This is a genomic window from Rubripirellula lacrimiformis (assembly GCF_007741535.1).
Lineage (GTDB): Bacteria > Planctomycetota > Planctomycetia > Pirellulales > Pirellulaceae > Rubripirellula > Rubripirellula lacrimiformis.
Genome location: NZ_CP036525.1, coordinates 2,263,291 through 2,282,898, shown reverse-complemented (window position 1 = coordinate 2,282,898; position 19,608 = coordinate 2,263,291). Strand labels below are relative to the sequence as shown.

Below are 19,608 nucleotides of genomic sequence, written 5' to 3'. Positions count from 1 at the left end.
CGAACCTTCTAAAAACCATCCTTCATGCCCGCACCGGACACAGTCATGGTCAACCGCACGCGTCACCACCGCCGCCAAGGATCCGCGCTGCTGATCTGCACATTGGCGGCAACGGTTCTGTCGATGGCGACCCTTGCGATCGTGCGCAGCCAACAACTGGCCATCGCCCGCATCGACGCCACTCGCACATCCCTCAGCGGGCAAGCGACGGCCGACGGATTGATGCAGCGGACGATTGCGATGCTGCGGGTCGATCCGACTCTCCAAGGCCAGTACCAGGACACGCGGGTCAAAGGCGCCGAGCCGTGGATCGACGTGCAACCGATTTCGTCCAGCGAAACTCTGGTGCAAATCTACCTGTACAAGGGATCCAAGATTCCGATCGTCCGCCGCATGGTGAATCTGAAATCACTTGGCGGCGGCAAATCCTAGCCGGCCACCCGCCGTGCGACGACGCTTAGTTCTCTGTCGCATCTTCGGCTCGCTGCATGGCTTCCAGCGAAAGCTTCAACTGGTTGCGTGCGCGGCTCAGTCGGCTTCGTACGGTACCGATCGATATCTCCAAAATTTCGGCGATATCCTCGTAGGTGTTCTCGTCCATTTCACGCAGCACCAGGATACTGCGGTGTTCGTCGGTCAGCGTCTTCATCGCCTGGCGAACCATCGCCACACGTTCGCGTCTTAGCATCGGTTCGTCGACCGCGTCACCCGAATCGGTGATCTCCAGCCCGCTGTTTTCGCGGCACTGATCCAACGACACGCGTGCCCGTTTGCGACGGCGACGCGACAGAGCCGAATTGAATGCGATCCGGTACAGCCAGGTAAAAAACTGACTGTTTCGCTGGAACGTATCCAACTTCATGAAGGCGCGGATAAAGGCCTCTTGAACAACCTCTTCGGCCTCATCGGGCGACCCAGTCACCTGCAACATGGACGCAAACAGCCGATCCTGGTTCACTTGAACCAGCTCGGTGAACGCATCCCGATCTCCGTCGAGGGCTCGATCGATCAACTGAGACTCTTCCGCCACTCAACGTCTTTCGCAAATAAACCAAAGGCACCCGACTTCCGCGACTGCGGACCCAACGGGCCTCAGTTTATCAGCCCGGCTAGCAAAAAACCGGCCGCGTCTGATTCTTTCCCAAACCGGACAGCCTGGGAACGGTCGTCAACCGAACGCTAGTTCAACTCGCCTGGGCCGACCGAACCACTCAAATGACGCTGCAGATAGGTCGCCCGTTCGACGTTTCGATCCGAAGATCCCAACAATCGACCGTGCAATTTCTGCAGGTGGGCAGGTTGAGTATGAATGAAAAGCTTGTTGATCGTGCCCACAGCAACATCGTTGATCAGCCCCAGATTGACACCCATTCGAACCTTCGACAGGTAGTGCATCGTTTCTTCGCTGCTGATTTTCTTTGCCGTGCTTAGAATCCCCAACGCGCGGCTGACGTCGTCGTGCAGATCCTTTTGGCCTTGGCTGATCAAAAAGTCACGCGCTTTGCGTTCGTATTCGATGATCCGCGGCACCACGTTGTCACCGACCAGCGAAACCAGATCCTCTTCGCTGTGGCCCAACGTGATCTGGTTACTGACCTGGTAAAAGTCACCGGTGTACTGCGAACCTTCGCCATACAGACCGCGAACGGTAACGTTGATCCGCTGCATGCTGCGGAACACCTTTTCGATCTGCTGGGTGATCACCAAAGCCGGCAAGTGCAACATCACACTGACGCGAAGCCCCGTGCCCACGTTGGTCGGACATGCGGTCAGGTAGCCGTACTTTTGGTGGTACGCATACAGGATCGCCCCCTCTAACTTGTCGTCCAAGGCGTTGATCCGGTCCCATGCCGAATTCAAATCCAAACCGCTGTGCATGACTTGGATTCGCAGATGATCTTCTTCGTTGATCATCACGCTGTATTGTTCATGGGGATCGATGGCGACCGCCCGTGACCCGTCGGCATCCGCAATCTCGCGGCTGATCAATTGCCGTTCCACCAAGAATTGACGATCGATTTCGGACAACTGTTCGATGTCGACGTATCGAATGTCCTGCCAATCTTCGATCGCTTCCATCCGGGCGCGGACCGTGCGTTCGATGCTGATCCGGTCTTCGTCGCTGCACCGGCGAATGAATGGGAAGTCAGCCAGATTGCGTGCCAGCCGAATACGGCTGCTGATCACGATGTCGGATTCGGGCCCCGTGCCACGAAGCCATTCACCTGAATTGCGTGCCAATTCCGAAAAGTCAGTATTACGTTTCACTAGGATGCGTCTCCCGATTCCGTTCCGCTTGTATCCGTTCCACCGGTATCGGCAGGATTCACATCTTTGGCACTGGTGTCTTTCGAACTGGCATCTTCGATCTGCTTCAGCTCGTCTCGAATTTCCGACGCCCGTTCGTAATCTTCCCGCTCGACCGCCTCTTCCATCTCGCGGCGCAGCTGAATCATGGTCGCCTGCGAATCGGCGGAAGCAGCAGCTCGCCGGGGCTTCTTACCGCAGTGTTCCAACGAATCATGGATGTTCGTTAGCAACGGTTCCAGGTCCGATTCGAAATGCGTGTAATCGTACGGACAACCCAATCGCCCCGTATTGCGGAACTCGAAAAAGCTGATGCCACAAACCGGGCATTCCTTCTGATCGAGTTCGGCGAGCTCTTTTTTGGTCTGTCCCAAGTTCAACTGCTTGGCCAGCGCACCAGCGACAGAGACCGCGGGGCTGGAAGAGTCTTTTTGCAAGAATCCCCGGGCGTGTTCTTCACACAAATGCATCACCTGTGGACCGTTGGGCTCGGTCAATTCGGTGATGTGAAAGGTGGCCGGTTTTTCGCAGTATTGGCATTTCATGATGGGTTCCGATGGGGTCGTGGCCGCCGTCATTCCATTACTTAGCCGCGATCCATCGACCTTGTAGTGGATTCTATCGCCACCGGGGTGCCTGTCAACGCGAGCGACGTGGCCACCACCCAGGCGACCGCTCACCCGGGCGACTGCGGCACCGGGGCCAAATCTTGCTTGGCTCGCCAATCAAGCGAATGGGAACGGGCTGCAGCGATCCAAAAATCGGGTGGCTTGGGCATCATGGCGATAAAGCACTACAATCGGCCACACACTTGGCCGCTGTTGGACCAGCGATCGATTCGCGTGCCGACCATCGTTTTTGCCCATCACCATCCCGACTTGCCCACCGGTTTCGATGCATACCCCTGATGCCAACAAATTCGCCCAACTTGCGGTGGCGCATGATTTCGTCCCCGTCTACCGACGTTTGCTAAGCGATACGCTGACACCTGTGACGGCGTTCCGGCTGCTTGATAACGGCGGCCCGGCCTGCCTGTTCGAAAGTGTGATCGGCGGTGAAAAAGTCGGGCGTTACAGTTTTTTGGCGTCCGATCCGATTCGCCGGTTTGTCGCTCGAGGCCAATCGATCACCTTGTCGACCAGCGATGGCAAACCACCGGAAACCCGAACAGCGGCCGATCCGCTGAACGAATTCCGCAACCATTTCCACCACTCCGTTGCGGCCGTCGATAACCTGCCTCCGTTTGTTGGCGGTGCCATCGGCTACGCCGGGTACGACGTCGTTCGCTATGTCGAAAACCTACCGGCGGCGCCCCCGGACGACCGCAATGTGCCCGATCTTGATTTTGGGTTCTATCACACTCTGTGCGTCTTTGATCATGTCGACAAAACCATCACGATCGTCTCGCTAGCAGACTGCCGCGAAGTCGATTCGCAATCGTCAGCCGAAAAAGCATTCCAGCTAGCCTGCGAAAACGTCGACCGAACGATTGCGAAACTTTCCCGTGGCAACGTGGGTCAATCGCCCGATGAATGGAACCCCGAAACCTGGCAACAATCGATCGCCAAGGACCCACTGGAAATCACTTCGAACTTCACCAAGGAATCGTTCGAAGACGCCGTGCGCACCTGTGTCGAATACATTCGCGCCGGCGACATTTTCCAGGTCGTGCCCAGCCAACGATGGTCCGTCAAAACCGACGTCGACCCGCTAGAGATCTACCGATCGCTACGGGTGGTCAACCCCAGCCCGTTCATGTTCTTTGTTCGCACCCCCGACTGTGTCCTGGTGGGTTGTTCCCCGGAAATCATGTGCCGGGTAGCCGATCGAACCGTGACCGTCCGACCCTTGGCGGGAACACGGCGGCGAGGAAAAAACGAACGCGAGGACAAGGCGTTGGAAGCCGAACTGCTGGCCGACCCCAAAGAACGCGCCGAACACGTCATGCTGGTCGATCTGGGACGCAACGACATCGGTCGCATCGCTGAATTCGGCAGTATCGAACTGACCGAAGTGATGGTCGTCGAACGCTATAGCCACGTGATGCACATCAGCAGCGAAGTGCAGGGCAAATTGCGAGACGGCCTGGATGCCTTTGATGCATTGAAAGCCAGTCTGCCCGCCGGCACGGTATCCGGTGCCCCGAAAGTTCGCGCGATGGAAGTGATCGATTCGATCGAACCCCATCGGCGTGGCCCCTACGGTGGCGCGGTCGGGTACATCGACTATCGCGGCAACATGGACACCTGCATCGCCCTGCGAACCATGGTGATCAAAGACGGAACCGTCTACGTGCAAGCTGGCTGCGGCGTGGTCGCCGATAGTGATCCATCAGCCGAATACGAAGAAACCGTCAACAAGGCTCGCGCCCTGATCGCCGCGGTCGAAATGACAGTCGCCCGGGTCAAACAATCCGGCCAATAGGGATCGCGGCTTGGACGATCCACCGGCGACTTGATTGACGGCGGCTCGATTCCCAGCGACTCGATTCCCAGCGACTCGATTGATTGCGTCCCATCTGTCCACGGCAGGGTCGACGGCGGCCAAACCAAGGCGGCCAAATTCGGTTCGATCCGAACTTGGCCCTTGGGAAGACAGCGGCCGATCGGAAACCGACCGCTCTAGTGGTGACGTAGTCCGGACTAGGCGGTGGTCGTTCGCCACATGAACACGCCGGCCAACAGCGGTGCGACGCAGGTCCACAAAAACAGGGATGTCCCGGCGCCGGGAATCGAACCTGTCATCGTCACGGTTGGCTCCAAAATCGAAGCTCCCAACACGTACAGGACGGCGCCGATGATACCGGCAAGCGCCAGCGAACCGAACACTTTTGCGCCCGTGCCGACATGCCCCGATGCGATTGCGACGGCTGCGAATGCTCCTGCGGCAAACACGATCCACTGAAACGCATGCCGTCCCATGGTGGGCACATCATCCGCATCTAGACCGCCGCTTTCGGATCCCCATTCCAGAATGATCGGTGCAAACACCATCCCCAAGATGGCGATGATCACGATGCCCGCGAAAGCGCCGACTGCACCCATGGCAGCGCGACCCAATGCAACCCCCGTTAGCAGACTGAACACCAACACAACGCTGCCGCCGGCAATCACCATGAACCGAAGCAGGTTGCCGGAATTGTAAGAAAGGATCAGCGCGTTGTCGGCTGCCAACTGTTCCTCGGGCACTTCCTCGGTTTCGTAAAGCCCAAGTCCGGGTGGCAACGGCTTGTTCCATAAACCAGAGGCGGTCATCGCCAAGACTGTCAGCAAGATGGCCGACACGACTCCACTGATCAACCATGTCGCCCCCGACACACCGCGACCGAGCGACGCGTCCTGCACGCCGTCGCTTGAAACCACATCGGATGCTTGATCTGCCATCGCACTGTCGACCGCCGCAGCATCAGGATCGTGGTCATTGGAATCGGGAGTCTGGTTCATCATGGTCTCCGGGAAATCGGAAATGGAAAAAGTGAGAGTTAGGAAATTCGATTGTCACAAACCATGATGCGGACGCGCCGCTGGCGTCTGGTCCGAAACCGGTGTGAGATCACGAATGACTTTAGATAGTAAAGCAACGGTGATGCCGCTGCACGCATGGACAACCAAAACGGCAAATCATTGGCGGCGAAGTGGATCAATCGGTGGGAAAACGACGGTTCCAGCCACCGTTGACCTGAATGACTTGGCCGGTCACGAAACTGTTGCTGGGATCCGCTAGATAAGCCACTGCCGCAGCGATGTCCTCGGGCCGCCCCCAGCGATGCATCAGCGCTTGGCCGGTGGCCCGATCGTTCCAATAATCGCTGGTTGTTTCGCCCCACGATGTTTGAATCCAACCCGGTGCGACGCAGTTCACACGGACTTGCGGGGCTAACGTCTGAGCCAAACTTTTTGCATACGCGGTGACAGCCGCCTTCACCGGCCCAAACATTTGGCCAGCATCCCCTTCCATGCCTTCGGTCGATTGGTCCCAACCCAAAAAGATCATCGCTGGCGGACTGGGCAGCTGTTGCGAGGCCATCCGCGGGCCAGCCAATCGCGACATGCAAACGGTCCCCACAAAATCGACATCGATCAACCGGCGCAGTTTCTCTTCGAAGGTCCACTGCCCAGCGGCTCCCGTCAAAACATCGGCGCCCGCATTGTTGACCCAGGTCTGGATCGCCCCCAGCTGGCCAAAACAGTCGTCGACCAGCCGACTGCAATCCGACGTGTCTCCCAAATCAGCCGCGATCAAAACGGGATCAGCCCCGGCCTGCCGCACCAGATCGGCCGTCTGGCTCGCACCGCTTTCATTGGACCGGTAATGAATGACGACCCGACTGGCTCCCTCGCTTGCCAATCGGACGGCGATCGCACGGCCAATCCCGCTGGATGCCCCCGTCACCACCGCAGAGGTTCCTTTCAACGCGCCAATCAACAGGACAACCCTTCGCAGCAAGACAAGAACTGAAAAACAAACGCATCGAACCGAAACAAAGCATCGCGGACCGACCGCCACCACGCCAACCCCCAACCGGAAGGGTGCACGGCAAGCGACGCGAGAACGCAAATCGGTCCCGCTGGGGACCGCCGATTGTAGGACAGATCGGCCTCTCTTGCGGGGCCGGGGGGACCAGTCCCCGCCGACCGCCCCCTGCATGGGTCCTTTTGACGCTTACCCTTGCCGTTTTTGGCCCACTGTGGCTACCCTGCACGTTCGAAAATGACCACACCGATCCGACGATACTGGGTGAATGGTCGCCATCGCTGGGCCAGACGGGAAAAAGACAGGCAAAGTGCGTGTATTTCGACGTTTCCGAGCGGTGGCGAGGTTTCCGCATGGCCCCGATTAGGGGACAATCGGGGGTGCGAAGGATACCGTTGACCGGCCCGCGGACTGACAACGACCCGCAGGGACGCCCTATAAAAGGGGCATGCCTGCCAAGAAAATAATGAAGTTTCGCTGTACGAATTGAAATGCTGATTCGGGGCGACGGAGTTCACGCCAGCCGGTATTCGCCGGCGCCCGGCCGAACGAAGTCCGCCCGATTTACCCGCCCTGTGCGGGATTCAAATACGAGGGAAGAAAAAAGAAACATGTCTGAATCTGAAACCGTCGCGAAAGCCGAGGTCGCTCAAAACGTGGGCGAACTGGAACAACCCGTTGCTGCCGTCGATATCGACACGGCCGAAACCGAAGAATGGCTCGCTTCGCTGGACTATGTCCTGAAGAGCAAAGGGGCTGATCGCGTTCGTTTCTTGATCGAACAGCTTCGTGATCGCGCGGCCGAGGAAGGCATCCAGTCCGCACAAGACACCAACACTCCCTACGTCAATACGATCCCGGTCAAAGACCAACCGGCATTCCCCGGCAACCGCGAACTGGAACGACGCATCAAGTCGATCGTTCGCTGGAATGCCATGGCGATGGTCGTTCGAGCCAATCGTCGCCCCGGCGGCGTTGGCGGTCACATCAGCACGTTCGCCTCCAGTGCGACGCTGTACGAAATCGCCTTCAACCACTTCTTCAAAGGCCGCGGCGAAGACGGCTATTCGGGCGACACCATCTACTTCCAAGGCCACGCGTCGCCTGGGATGTACAGCCGAGCCTTTTTGGAAGGCCGTCTCAGCGAAGAAAACCTCGACAACTTCCGCCGCGAACTGGCACCCGGTGGCGGACTGTCCAGTTACCCGCACCCTTGGCTGATGCCCGGATTCTGGGAATACCCAACCGTGTCGATGGGGCTCGGCCCGATCATGGCAATCTACCAAGCTCGGTTCAACGAATACCTCAATGACCGTGGCATCAAAGACACCAAGGGCCAAAAGGTCTGGGCGTTCTTGGGCGACGGCGAATGCGACGAACCCGAAACCCTCGGCGCCATCGGCCTCGCATCACGCGAAAAACTTGACAACCTGATCTTCGTCATCAACTGCAACCTGCAGCGACTCGACGGACCGGTTCGTGGCAACGGAAAGATCATCCAAGAACTGGAATCCATTTTCCGTGGCGCCGGCTGGAACGTGATCAAGGTCGTCTGGGGTGACGAATGGGACCAACTGCTGGCCAAGGATACGACCGGACTGCTTGTCAAACGCATGAACGAAGTCGTCGACGGCCAGTACCAAAAGTACACCGGCATGCCCGGCAGCTACATTCGCGAACACTTCTTCGGCAAGTATCCCGAACTGCTGAAATTGGTCGAAAACTACAGCGACGAAAAACTGGAAAAGATTCGCCGCGGTGGACATGACCCCGAAAAGGTCTATGCCGCCTACAAGCAAGCAACCGAATCGGCCAACGGACGACCCACTGTCGTGCTGGCCAAAACGGTCAAGGGTTACGGGCTAGGCGAAGCCGGCGAAGGCCGCATGATCGCCCACAACCAAAAGAAGATGAACGAAGAGGAACTGTTGGAATTCCGCACTCGGTTCGGCATTCCCATCAGCGACGAAGAAGTGGTCAAAGCACCGTTCTATAAACCGTCGGCCAACAGCCAAGAAATCAAGTACATGCAAGAGCGGCGCGCCGCTCTGGGTGGGCCGGTCCCTAGCCGTCCGACCCAGCATCCGACGATGGAAGTGCCAACGCTTGAAGATTACCGCAAACTGATCACGCGGCTGGAAAACAAGAGCTGCAGCACGACATTCGCGGTCGTCCAAACGCTGGTCGCCCTGTGCCGTGACAAAAAAATCGGCAAGTACATGGTGCCGATCGTCCCCGACGAATCACGCACCTTCGGCATGGAAGGGATGTTCAAACAGTTCGGCATCTACGCCCACGCCGGCCAACTGTACGAACCCGTCGACTCGGCGATCCTGCAGTCGTACAAGGAAGCCCAAGACGGACAAATCCTAGAAGAGGGCATCACCGAAGCCGGTTCGATGAGCAGCTTCAATGCTGCCGGCACCGCCTACAGCGCCCACGGAATCAACATGATTCCGTTCTTCATCTACTACAGCATGTTCGGATTCCAACGCATCGGAGACCTGATCTGGGCCGCCGCCGATATGCGTGCCAAGGGGTTCCTAGTCGGTGGCACCGCCGGCCGAACCACCCTGAACGGCGAAGGGCTGCAGCACCAAGATGGACACAGCCTGCTAAACGCGATCGCGTTCCCAACCGTCCGTGCCTACGATCCGGCATTCGCCTACGAAGTGATCGTGATCATCATGGAAGGCCTCAAACGCATGTACCAAGATGGCGAAGAGTGCATCTATTACTTGATGAGCGAAAACGAAGAATACGAGCATCCACCGATGCCCGCAGGATGCGAAGACGGCATCATCAAGGGGATGTACAAGTTCCGCAGCCAAGAAGTCAAAGATGCCAAGGCGCGCGTGCAACTGTTCGGCAGCGGTGCGATCCTGAACAGCGTTTTGAAGGCCCAAGAAATCTTGGCCGAAAAATACTCGATCGCCAGCGATGCTTGGAGTGTGACCAGTTACACCCAACTGCGACGCGAAGCGGGCGACTGCGACCGCTGGAACATGCTGCACCCAACCGAAACGCCGCGAAAGAGCTACCTCGAAGAGCAACTCGATGGCGTCGAAGGCCCCTTCATTTCGGCCAGCGACTATGTCCGGGCTTTGGGCGAACAACTGACACCGTGGATCCCAGGCGACTACTACGTGCTGGGCACCGACGGCATGGGACGCAGCGAGACTCGCGAATCACTGCGTCGCCACTTCGAAGTTGATGCCGAATCGATCGTGATCGCAACGCTAAGCCGATTGTCGAAAACCGGACTCTTCACGGCAGCCGAAGTTGCCGATGCGATCAAAGATCTCGGATTCGATGCCGAAAAACAGAATCCGTATTTCGCGTAACCATCCCGGACCGTGCTTCCGTTTACTGAACACCGAAAACTGCTAACTGAAAACTTTTCCCATGGCTACTGAAGTAAAACTTCCTGAACTCGGTGATGGAATCGAGTCGGGCGACGTGCTCGAAGTGTTTGTCTCCGTCGGTGACGTGATCAGCGAAGGCCAAGACATCGTCGAGATGGAAACCGACAAAGCCACCGTGCCAGTACCAACGACGGTGGGCGGCAAAGTGACCAAAATCTTGGTCAAGGAAGGCGAAAGCGTGCCAATCGGCGGCGCACTGATCGAAGTCGAAGCAGCCGCCGGATCACCGGCACCAGCCGCCCCGGCAGCCAAGCCTGCCCCGGCCAAGGAAGAAACTGCGAAGCCGGCACCCGCTGCGGCGGAAGCCAAACCTGCGCCGCCCGCGCCAGTGGCGGCGAAACCCGCACCCACGCCGCCATCCGCCCCGCCAACCGCACCCGCTGCGGCTGAACCCGCCGCTCCCGCCGCACCGGTTGTTTCCAACTCCGGTGCGATCCCGGCCGGCCCCGCCGTTCGACGCTTCGCACGCGAAGTCGGTGTCGATCTGTCCAACGTGACCGGCAGCGGCGAACACGGCCGAATCAACCGCGATGACATCCTAGCGGTCGTTCGCTCGGCCAGCCAATCGGCCAAAGCAGGATCGGCTCCCGCCACAGCGGCCGCCCCCAACAAGGGCAACGCAGCAGCATCTGCCGGACTGCCCGGGACCGCCGACCAAGATGATTTTGGACCGATCCGAGTGGAACGGATGAGCAAGATCCGCAAGACGATCTCGCGTCAGATGCACGCCAGCTGGTCCACCGTGCCCCGCGTCACCAACTTTGACGATGCGGACATCACCGACCTGGAACGTCTGCGTCAGTCCAGCAAAGAGGACTACGCGGCTCAGGGTCTGAAACTGACCACGATGCCGTTCCTGATCAAAGCAGTCGCGACCGCGCTGAAACATCACCCTTCGATGAACGCGACGATCGACGAAGCCAACGAACAGATCATCTACAAGGACTATGTCAACGTCGGAATCGCGGTCGACACCGACCGTGGCTTGGTCGTTCCCGTGATGCCAGCCACGGACCAACAGGGCGTTCCGGCGATCACTCGATCCCTGGCCGAAATGGCCGGCAAAGTCCGTGGCGGCAACTTTGGAATGAACGACCTGCGTGGCGGATCGTTCACGATCAGCAACCTCGGTGCGATCGGCGGACAGTACTCCACCCCGATCGTCAACGTTCCCGAAGTCGCGATCCTGCTGGTTGGCCGCAGCCGTAAATTGCCGGTCGTGATGCCCGACGATTCGATCCAACCTCGATTGATGATGCCGCTAAGCCTTTCCTACGACCATCGCCTGGTCGACGGCGGAACGGCCGCACGATTCTTGAACGACGTGATCGGATTCCTGGAAGCCCCCAGCCGCCTGCTGCTAGCCCTGTAGGCCCATCCCGCGAATCACCAAAATCCAACAACCTCGCTGGTCCAACCAGCGAGGTTTTTTCATGCGCGGTGGGCAGGGGAACCGAGAACCGGGGACGGCCTACGAAGAATGCAGTCGGCCGGCGCACGAATCGGTGACCACGGCGTTCGCGTTAGCAGTTTGCCGACACACCCCAACGCCGCCCCCAATCACCCGCTGAACCAGATGGTCATTCGCCGATTCGAGCGATGGCTAATTCGGGCGGCGTGGTCTCGCTTGCATCCACGGCAACTGGCACGCCACCGACCGAGGATGTCATTGGATGGATCATCCACGCGGTGTAGACCATGCCGAAAAACGCAATGGACAAAATCACAAGATTTGAAACAGCTGGCAGCCATCGCGATCCCGCACGACTACGTCGATACAGGACGAATAGGTAAACAGCGGCCGCCGCCATCCAGAAAGGTGTGTACGCGGCGAAATAGTCCGAGATCAAATGGGCACGGAGGAACAGCGAGGTTTCCGGGACACCGACACGGCTGTAGTGATCAACGACGGTTGGACAAATAAAAACAGGCACGAAGTACAGAACAAGTAACGCGACAGCATGAACCGCGACCAAGCCAAACGCCGAGATCCTGGTGCTCTCGCGAGCGACGGACGATTCGGATTGAGCGTGCATTTTGAACTCCAACGTGAGTGAAGGGTGAATCTCAATCGGGGCCCCATCCAGTAACGATACCCGCCACAGTGCCCATCGTGTGAAAGAAACCATCGCCCAACCGATCACAAACACCGACTTCGGACAAACCAAACAGCCACTTTCCGACGGAAGCCGTAGGCCGGATCAAGGAGCGAAGCGACGCAGATCCGGCCCCCAAGCACCCCCAAACAAAGCCCCACACTGAAACCCAAACCAAGCCGCGATCGCGCAAGCAACCACACCTCTAACGCCGACTCCACAATTTTGGTTCATCGCATGGCTTTGCTCGTTCCGAAAACGACGTGCCTCCATCTGCACAACCGTATGCAAACGCATGATCACTAGCGGAAAGAGCACAACCGAGAAGACAGTCAGCTTAAGGTGTCCTACAACATTCGCTGCCCGTGTCGTGGAACCGATCCAAGTAAGCATCAACGTCAAGTTCGGATTTTCGAATCAGCGAGAACACCTCGACGCCGGCGCCGAGTGATGGACCGTTCTGATCGATGATATTGAATGCCATCGCGTATCCGGTGTAGACAGTCGTATCGCTCTCATAGTCTTGCGAATGCGCCTCGGCTTGAGCAATCGCAGCACCTTCGGAATCGGCTCGGACGATAAGCACGCGTTCTTCATACGCTTTGCTCGAGGTTCCGACTAAATGGTAAATCAGTCGGACGCAGTACCATGGTTCAGCTTGCATCGAAAGGTTCCCACGAGCGACGAACGGCCGGGTTGATCGAGAAAGAGCGATAATCCTCAATGTACTCGTATTCCAGCCCTTCCTCAGCAACAATCGCAGCGATCCGATCTTTTTCGGATTCATAGATGCGTTGATATTCGGCTCCGAGGTCTGTCGCCTGGCTATAGGAATTCCAAAGGCGGTCCACCGTCATTCGATCAGGTCGCTGGTTTCCGAAGGCGGGTACGAAGCAAGTTGGTCAATCTTCCCCAGAAGCCGATCGCACAAACGCACTCGATAGAAGTGCCATCCCGTAATTCCCAACAGCGTCGCGGCGCCACCGACCAAGAAGGCAATGGCAAGACCTCGTTTCGTTTTACAGCGGGCCATCATTGCGTCCTATCTCGGTCGACGAACGTTGGCTGTCACGCGGACGGAGACCCTGACCTGCCATTGGTGTTGGACATGTAACCCGGCGCCGGTGCACGCAACGGTCCCCCATCCTCTGCCTCACTTCCGAACCAAAGTCGAAGACGATTTCGCGACTGGAACGTACTCGCTACCCCACATTCTCTCCACAGCCTCGAAAAATTCGTCGGCACTGTCGTCGCGAACAAACTTCGAGATCAGGTTGATTGATTCGTTCCAGCAAGTCTCGTAGGCAACGGGGTAGGACGCCTCTGCGGTATGCCACCAGACGGTAGACGTACCATACCAGCATGCACCAGAGAACGACGCAAATCGGTGGTGCGACCCAAGAAGCGTCAGAGTATACCCTGCCGACGACAGGTCCCAAACCGTGAACCGCCGCTGAAATATAAGTGAACGCGGCCACGAAGAACGATAAGATCGGCAGGACGAACCACCAAGCATCACGTGACGTTCGCTGAAGTTCGATCATGGATGCCTCGATGAACGTAACCGTGCAAAGACGTTACGAGTTGATTCCCGTTTTCGCTGCTCCGGTTTCCCAAATGATTAGCGGGCTTCGCCCACGAGTTTGATGATGTCATCGTCATCCGTACGATTTGCAATGCTCTTGATCTCCGCAACGATGGCTGGATGTTTGCACCAAACGACGGCCTCTATGAATTCATCGGTACGAACACCATTTGCAACCTCGCGACTGATCCAAACATCCATTTCCGAATCGGTCGCCGGTTGCGAACTCGGCGGCCCAGCCTTGCGGACGTCCAATCCGCGAAGCCGCCCGGCTATCAGGCGACCAGATGTATCCGGGTAGTAGTATAGCAACCTCATCGCCGATTCCTTTTGCAGATCGCTTCCAACACTCCAACCGTCCAAAGACACTCCGTTGTACTTCCCACGTGTCGCGTAATCAAACAATAATGAATCGAACAGCCGTTGCGTCGGGTCGTCGCTTTGCCAAATCGCACGAATCTGCGAGCATAAATCGGGGTCATCCGTCGGGCTGTTAAGAACAATGCACGCGGTGGGCTGATAGCGAACGGCTTGGTACGCGCGGCCTGTAATCTGCCCCACCGCAACCAAGCAAACATCACCGACCTTTACCGTGTACGAGTCAACGTAGTCGCCGTGGAATGCGTCTTCCTTATTCCGCAGGCGGGCTTGAAGTACGGATTGTTCGACCCTACTTACAGGGTTGCCCCGAATTTCGCTGGCAAACCACATGGCACCGAAACTACCTCCATGCTCGATTTTAAGTTTGGTTGGCGTCGGATCATCTAGATGTGCCAGCAACGCTGGCAACGCACCGGGCCCGATGGAAACAAGCTGTTTCAGAGCATCCGAAGATTTGATCTTGTGGTCCGTCAACAAGAGAGCACCTGCGTTCACTTGCCCTTCCACGGGTAAGAAGACGCTGCCGCTGATGGTTGCAGAAAGACCAACGTCAGGGCTTTCGATCGCAGCGAGCGAAGCAATCATCTTTTCGATCTGCTCGAAGCTGTGAGTAGGTTTGGAGCCTGGCGCGACGGTGATGGCCGGAACGTCAGCGAGAAAAACGTCGTCCGAGTTCAGATCTGGATCTGCGATCAGCCCAGACGGTTGGGCACCTGCTTGAAGTAAATCTTCACGCCCGATGTCTTGCGTAGAATCTGCATTTGACACCTGAGCGGCCCCCCCCTGCTCAGAGCAACCGGCCAAAGCCATTGCGATCGAAATCACAAAGCGGAAATGCATACGACTACTCGCTTACGCTAGACATCACGGGAGTGCAGAAGTTGACGCGGAATTCCATATCGGCTGAACACCAGTGATATCGCGGATGCGATGATTCGCCTCCGATCAGCATCGCCAATCGAGTTTACCATCGACCACCCGGCAAAGCTCTCGCCCAGACGGACCATTGCCCGACATGATCGAAATGCAGAAAGTCCGGCCATCGACCGTCGCCCGGAATTCGACGGATTCGGCAGACAGCGTGTCAAAGACAGACTGCGCGTGCCTGGCGAGTTCCCAAGCTACAAGTTCGTCCAAATCGGTCGTGTCGGCCGCGATACCACACGCAACTTCGTCGTTGGATCGCAAACCAAATGCAACACCATCGTACATCAGCAAAGCGCCGTCCTGAAAACGCTTGATGGCTTTGTGATAGCCATCGCCTTTTGAACGGAGCAGGCGTGAATCTAGATTGACGCCGTCTGTTGGCTTGACGCCAACAAGCGATGGCAGGACATACGATCCTAGCGCCGCAGATCCCGCCAACGCAAACCCGATCCATCCGACGGTTGGCGTTACAATCCCGAACCAGCTAAGCGCAACAATTGCAGTTCCCAGCCACCAAGTGGGCCAATACACCTTGTAGAACAAAACGTACAACCTCGACGATGTGTTTATCTCGCGAGACGATGCGTTGGGTGACTCGTACGGATTGGGCATGGTCTCATCGTGCAATGGCGGTGCGTAAAGGTTACAGATCGATTATCGCTTGCAACGTCAGCGTTCAAACGGATCGCGCGGACGATCAATCATCACCCAAAAACTTTTTCGAAGTCTCCGATCCAACGGACGGTTCGTCGGCCTTTGCTTTTCGGCGCCCCTCAAGATACGCCTGTACGATGTCGTGATCGATCGCGGACCCGTTGACTACAATCATCGTTGGCTTCATCGCGCGGATCACGCACGGCCCGCCGTTGTCATCCCAACGATCCTGAGCCACAGTGCTTTTGATTTCACCAGCCAAGGTTTCGGCCGACACCGAATCAGCGGCACCCGGCTGACTTGCAACGCTGGTCAAATCTGCAACGCGATACGACACCGGATACACCTGGGATCGTAGGGAAGCAAGACGTTGGTCGACTTGCGCGTCGACTCCTTTCGACATGCCATACCGAAAACCCAAAAAGGCACCCGCAGAGCAAAAGATTGCGAACAGCAACGCGGCAATGCTAAAACGCTTCAAGGCAAAAGTGGGGCGGTCGTTCATCAGCATTGCTTCCTGCGAAGGGGGATTCCATCGATCCGATCGCAAACCGTGGTCCCCGCCGGAACAGCGAGAGATTCAATCGTCATTTCGTGTTTCCGAACGGGCATGTTCAGCAAGGACCACTTGGACAACGTAAACGACAGATTCTGCAGCTCATGCGCACCCGAGTGTTTCAGTGCCGCAGGCAGCCAAGCGACTGCAATGCCGATTGTCGAACACAGCACAGCGAGTCGCTTCCAGGATTTGAATTGGATCACAAACTACGATCTTTCACGACGCGCGCGTCGAAGCACAGCATATGCCCCGAGACGATCGCTCCGTCCGGATGAGCTTATCATATTCGAATTGAGATAGCCGATGCCGAGCGTCGATCCGGCAGCCCTGGGCTCTGCCATGGCGACTGGTCCACGCTCGATTCCCGCTGCACGTCCCAACTTGGTTTCCCGACACCATTCGCAAAAACCGGAACCACCACGGGCCTCACAGAAACGATGATGCGACTCCCGTTGTCGGCCGGCGTGCCATTCGCTCGCTAAAGTTTCTCTGACCATGAAGGCTCGGAGCCTGCTTCAATCAATTCCATCCTGTGGCAACCGCATTGCTCGCGACAGCGAGCCTCCCCAAGTCGCGGAGCGAACCTATGCGTCACACTCTTTTCGGTGCTCACGCAGAACTTCTTGCAAAGACTTACTCCACCATGGGAAGCTTGCCAGAATCCGATTTGGCAACATCCCCTTTGCAACGAACCGACAGATCAGGATCAACGCGGGGACTGCGATTGACGCGCAACCAAGCAAGCGATGGTCGTATGCGTCGATCCACTGGAGGTATCCAGGCAACGGTGCGAGATGCGGTCGCATGAATTCGTGAGCATAGACAAACGGAATAACGATGCCCAACAAGAACGCCACCGATCCAACCAGGATAGCGGTTTCAAATACTGGAACGACAAACCTTGGCCTCACGCTCGATTCGCAAACCGTCTCGATCGCTTTGCTCATTTGGTGTGTGCTTTCACTCTGCATAGACTTACGCCGACGGATTGAATTTGACTCGAATAACGGCTACGAGAAAAACAAGTCAGCAGAGCGAAAACCGAAAACGCTAAGTCTTCGTTTCAGCGGTGGAACCATGTTTGTTGCCAGAACGTACGGACCAACCGGCACGCCCAGTGATCACCCATTGGAAGCCCGCCTAACTTCGCCGATCGGCTGCATCACTTGACTCTGCTCTTGATTTGCGGATTGCACCAACGAGGCGTTCCGTAAACGCGTCACAGGCACAAGCATCCGGACCTTGTCGAGTATAGCCAACCCGACCACCCTCATCATACGCGTTGAAAATGATCCACTCGGATTTGCGATACTTCAGCAGATACCTTCCGAGAAACAAGCCAGTCGCAAGTAGCAGAATGCTGACCGACTTCTGCGGGATCGCCCAGGCCCCCCAGAACAAACCGTAAATCCCGGTCCCGGCGAAAACCAACGCAAAGATGCATGCCCATAGGAAGACCTGGGGAGTTGCTCTCAACGTTCCGTATTGGGGCCTTAGGTCAGCGAGCGGAATCGTTTGTTCCCACCACCCAAGATGTGTGCGAGTTTTGGTACGCACGCTATCATGCCGGAGCCAAATGGTGCCACGAGCAGCAAACGTCGCGAAGCGATAGGTCATTTCATTCGAATCGGTTCCAGTCATGACAAAGTCGTGCTCCTGATGCAAAGACGTCGGCACGCATCCGCGGGAACGGCCGAACGACCTGCAAGCAAACAAAAAACCGGACCAATCGCCCTGACTTGCATCCCATCGTTATCCGCTAGGCCCTGACGATGTCACTAGTCAACACTCAACTCCTCACGCACCATCCGAGTCACGGTGTACGAAACATTCTTCGTCCGTTGCTCCGGAAACATCTTACAGACGGTGTAGTCAACGGTTCTCTCTTTGTCTTCTGGAACCATTTTACAAACAACGTAGTCGCTGGAATTCCCCGTGATGCCATCAAGCTTGGTTCGCGTTTCACGAATGGGAGTTAACTGTGTGTATCGAATCGTCTTCGTGCGTTGTTCGTAGACAGGATGCATCACGGTATAAGTGACCGTTTTGTCGCGACGTTCATGCACCGGGCGCATGATCCAACGTGTTGCCCCCAGCGCTGGCGACTCCGAGGCGTCGGCCAGCGAGACAGAATCGGAACTGGATCCGTCGCCATCTCTTGCAGAGTAGAGGATCAGGCCCAGTGTCGACATGACAAGTATGACAGAGTGCGTCTTGCGAAGTTTCACGGCGTATTCCCTGCGTTTGAAATTTCGGTCCATCAGTTTATCGGCAATCCAGAGGGGTTCGGTGAACAGTCATTCGGCCGAATATCGCGCATCTTGACAGCAAATCAGTCGAAAACGCTTGGGATCACCAGGTCGGGCCAGGAAGTCCTACCATGGCCGAAACGCCCCCGACCTGCCCCTGTGTGATCGGCTTGTCTTCGAAAACGTGTGCATTTCAACGTGTTTGGCCAACGGCAGACATCACGGGGACGGAAATGAATTATCCGCTTCCAGTGACATCCAAGCCGCTCTTCGATGCATCGCATCGTACAAACGGTCGACAGACCAACGACTCGTATTGATTGTAAAGGATCGATTTCAAGGACTGGTGCCTCTTTCGTGTTTTGGGAGACATGCCAGCGAACGGTCAGATTCACCGAGGCCCCGCGGTGGATGTGGCCCCGCGGTGGATGTGGCCTCGGGGGAAAACGACGCCGCATCTTTCGGTACAACCATTGGTCCGTCGGCATCGTCCAACTTGCCATGGAAGCGTTTTTGAAGAAACAACGGTGCCTCCACCAACACGACGGTCGCCACAGCGTAGGCGATCCAGAAAATTGCAAAGTGTGGCGTCCAACTGACTTCCAGCCCAAAAACTCCCTCCAGAACCATGCGAATCAGGTCGTATGCTTGCGAATGAAAGAAGCCTGCGAAAACACCCAGCAAGCACACCACTTTGAATTTCGGATGCAGATGCATCCGCCCGTGCCTTTGTCTGACCATCGCGTAGCAAACCAAGAGTGCCAAATGGATTGCTGCCAAATAGGGTAAACGCACAAACAAATTCCAATGCCATCCTTCGCTCGAGTATTCGAACAACATATTGTGAAGCTGAAACTCGTCGACGTAAAGCGAATAGAGATGGAGCCCAACGCCCCAACTGAAGATAAAAGCGGCGGCCTTGCAGGTGACGGAAGTCCAACGCACAGACTCC

General features: G+C 56.9%; 19 protein-coding genes. 5 read left to right on the top strand and 14 right to left on the bottom strand.

What is annotated here, in order from left to right:
* Nucleotides 1-24: 24 nt before the first annotated feature.
* On the top strand, nucleotides 25-432 hold the full coding sequence (locus tag K227x_RS08140) for a hypothetical protein (RefSeq protein WP_218933858.1): 408 nt from the start codon (nucleotides 25-27) through the stop codon (nucleotides 430-432).
* Between the two features lie 25 nt (nucleotides 433-457).
* Here K227x_RS08140 and K227x_RS08135 read toward each other — a convergent pair whose 3' ends face one another.
* From K227x_RS08135 to K227x_RS08125, 3 genes are all read right to left on the bottom strand, one after another.
* Nucleotides 458-1,030, bottom strand: a complete 573-nt coding sequence (locus tag K227x_RS08135) for an RNA polymerase sigma factor (RefSeq protein WP_145169052.1) — start codon at nucleotides 1,028-1,030, stop codon at nucleotides 458-460.
* 149 nt (nucleotides 1,031-1,179) lie between these two features.
* A complete protein-coding gene (locus tag K227x_RS08130; protein ID WP_145169051.1) occupies nucleotides 1,180-2,268 on the bottom strand; it encodes a protein arginine kinase in 1,089 nt (362 codons plus the stop codon).
* On the bottom strand, nucleotides 2,268-2,852 hold the full coding sequence (locus K227x_RS08125) for a UvrB/UvrC motif-containing protein (RefSeq protein WP_145169050.1): 585 nt from the start codon (nucleotides 2,850-2,852) through the stop codon (nucleotides 2,268-2,270). Before K227x_RS08125 ends, K227x_RS08130 begins: the two co-directional genes overlap by 1 nt.
* Nucleotides 2,853-2,918: 66 nt before the next feature.
* Between K227x_RS08125 and K227x_RS08120 the strand changes: the two genes are divergently transcribed.
* The gene (locus tag K227x_RS08120) at nucleotides 2,919-3,215 is read left to right on the top strand and encodes a hypothetical protein (RefSeq protein ID WP_145169049.1); all 297 of its coding nucleotides are present in this window, start codon (nucleotides 2,919-2,921) and stop codon (nucleotides 3,213-3,215) included.
* Nucleotides 3,202-4,731: an anthranilate synthase component I gene (gene trpE, locus K227x_RS08115; protein ID WP_145169048.1), complete on the top strand. Its 1,530-nt coding sequence runs from the start codon at nucleotides 3,202-3,204 to the stop codon at nucleotides 4,729-4,731. Before K227x_RS08120 ends, trpE begins: the two co-directional genes overlap by 14 nt.
* Nucleotides 4,732-4,949: 218 nt before the next feature.
* On the opposite strand, the gene K227x_RS08110 is transcribed toward trpE, so the two are convergent.
* Nucleotides 4,950-5,753 carry a hypothetical protein gene (locus K227x_RS08110; protein WP_145169047.1) on the bottom strand — a complete coding sequence of 268 codons (804 nt, stop codon included), beginning with the start codon at nucleotides 5,751-5,753 and terminating at the stop codon, nucleotides 4,950-4,952.
* A 193-nt stretch (nucleotides 5,754-5,946) separates the two neighbouring features.
* Entirely contained in the window at nucleotides 5,947-6,753 is an 807-nt protein-coding gene (locus tag K227x_RS08105; RefSeq protein ID WP_315854345.1) for an SDR family NAD(P)-dependent oxidoreductase, read from the bottom strand.
* A gap of 638 nt (nucleotides 6,754-7,391) precedes the next feature.
* On the opposite strand from K227x_RS08105, the gene aceE reads away from it, so the two are divergent.
* Nucleotides 7,392-10,124, top strand: a complete 2,733-nt coding sequence (aceE, locus tag K227x_RS08100) for a pyruvate dehydrogenase (acetyl-transferring), homodimeric type (RefSeq protein WP_145169045.1) — start codon at nucleotides 7,392-7,394, stop codon at nucleotides 10,122-10,124.
* 61 nt (nucleotides 10,125-10,185) lie between these two features.
* Nucleotides 10,186-11,577 carry a 2-oxo acid dehydrogenase subunit E2 gene (locus K227x_RS08095; protein WP_145169044.1) on the top strand — a complete coding sequence of 464 codons (1,392 nt, stop codon included), beginning with the start codon at nucleotides 10,186-10,188 and terminating at the stop codon, nucleotides 11,575-11,577.
* A gap of 208 nt (nucleotides 11,578-11,785) precedes the next feature.
* On the opposite strand, the gene K227x_RS08090 is transcribed toward K227x_RS08095, so the two are convergent.
* The 9 genes from K227x_RS08090 to K227x_RS08055 form a co-directional block, all read right to left on the bottom strand.
* Nucleotides 11,786-12,241 carry a hypothetical protein gene (locus K227x_RS08090; RefSeq protein WP_145169043.1) on the bottom strand — a complete coding sequence of 152 codons (456 nt, stop codon included), beginning with the start codon at nucleotides 12,239-12,241 and terminating at the stop codon, nucleotides 11,786-11,788.
* Between the two features lie 397 nt (nucleotides 12,242-12,638).
* Nucleotides 12,639-12,965, bottom strand: a complete 327-nt coding sequence (locus K227x_RS08085) for a DUF4288 domain-containing protein (protein ID WP_218933857.1) — start codon at nucleotides 12,963-12,965, stop codon at nucleotides 12,639-12,641.
* Nucleotides 12,955-13,158 (bottom strand): hypothetical protein, encoded by a 204-nt coding sequence (locus K227x_RS30360; RefSeq protein WP_218933856.1) that lies wholly within the window; start codon nucleotides 13,156-13,158, stop codon nucleotides 12,955-12,957. The genes K227x_RS08085 and K227x_RS30360 overlap by 11 nt, the downstream gene beginning before the upstream one ends.
* A complete protein-coding gene (locus tag K227x_RS08080) occupies nucleotides 13,155-13,337 on the bottom strand; it encodes a hypothetical protein (protein ID WP_145169041.1) in 183 nt (60 codons plus the stop codon). The genes K227x_RS30360 and K227x_RS08080 overlap by 4 nt, the downstream gene beginning before the upstream one ends.
* A gap of 585 nt (nucleotides 13,338-13,922) precedes the next feature.
* A complete protein-coding gene (locus K227x_RS08075) occupies nucleotides 13,923-14,852 on the bottom strand; it encodes a hypothetical protein (protein WP_145169040.1) in 930 nt (309 codons plus the stop codon).
* A 360-nt stretch (nucleotides 14,853-15,212) separates the two neighbouring features.
* Nucleotides 15,213-15,806, bottom strand: coding sequence for a hypothetical protein (locus K227x_RS08070; RefSeq protein WP_145169039.1), 594 nt, complete (start codon nucleotides 15,804-15,806; stop codon nucleotides 15,213-15,215).
* Nucleotides 15,807-15,891: 85 nt separating this feature from the next.
* A complete protein-coding gene (locus K227x_RS08065; protein ID WP_145169038.1) occupies nucleotides 15,892-16,353 on the bottom strand; it encodes a hypothetical protein in 462 nt (153 codons plus the stop codon).
* A 1,832-nt stretch (nucleotides 16,354-18,185) separates the two neighbouring features.
* Entirely contained in the window at nucleotides 18,186-18,599 is a 414-nt protein-coding gene (locus K227x_RS08060; RefSeq protein ID WP_246146670.1) for a hypothetical protein, read from the bottom strand.
* A 393-nt stretch (nucleotides 18,600-18,992) separates the two neighbouring features.
* A complete protein-coding gene (locus K227x_RS08055) occupies nucleotides 18,993-19,601 on the bottom strand; it encodes a hypothetical protein (RefSeq protein ID WP_145169036.1) in 609 nt (202 codons plus the stop codon).
* Nucleotides 19,602-19,608: the final 7 nt, after the last annotated feature.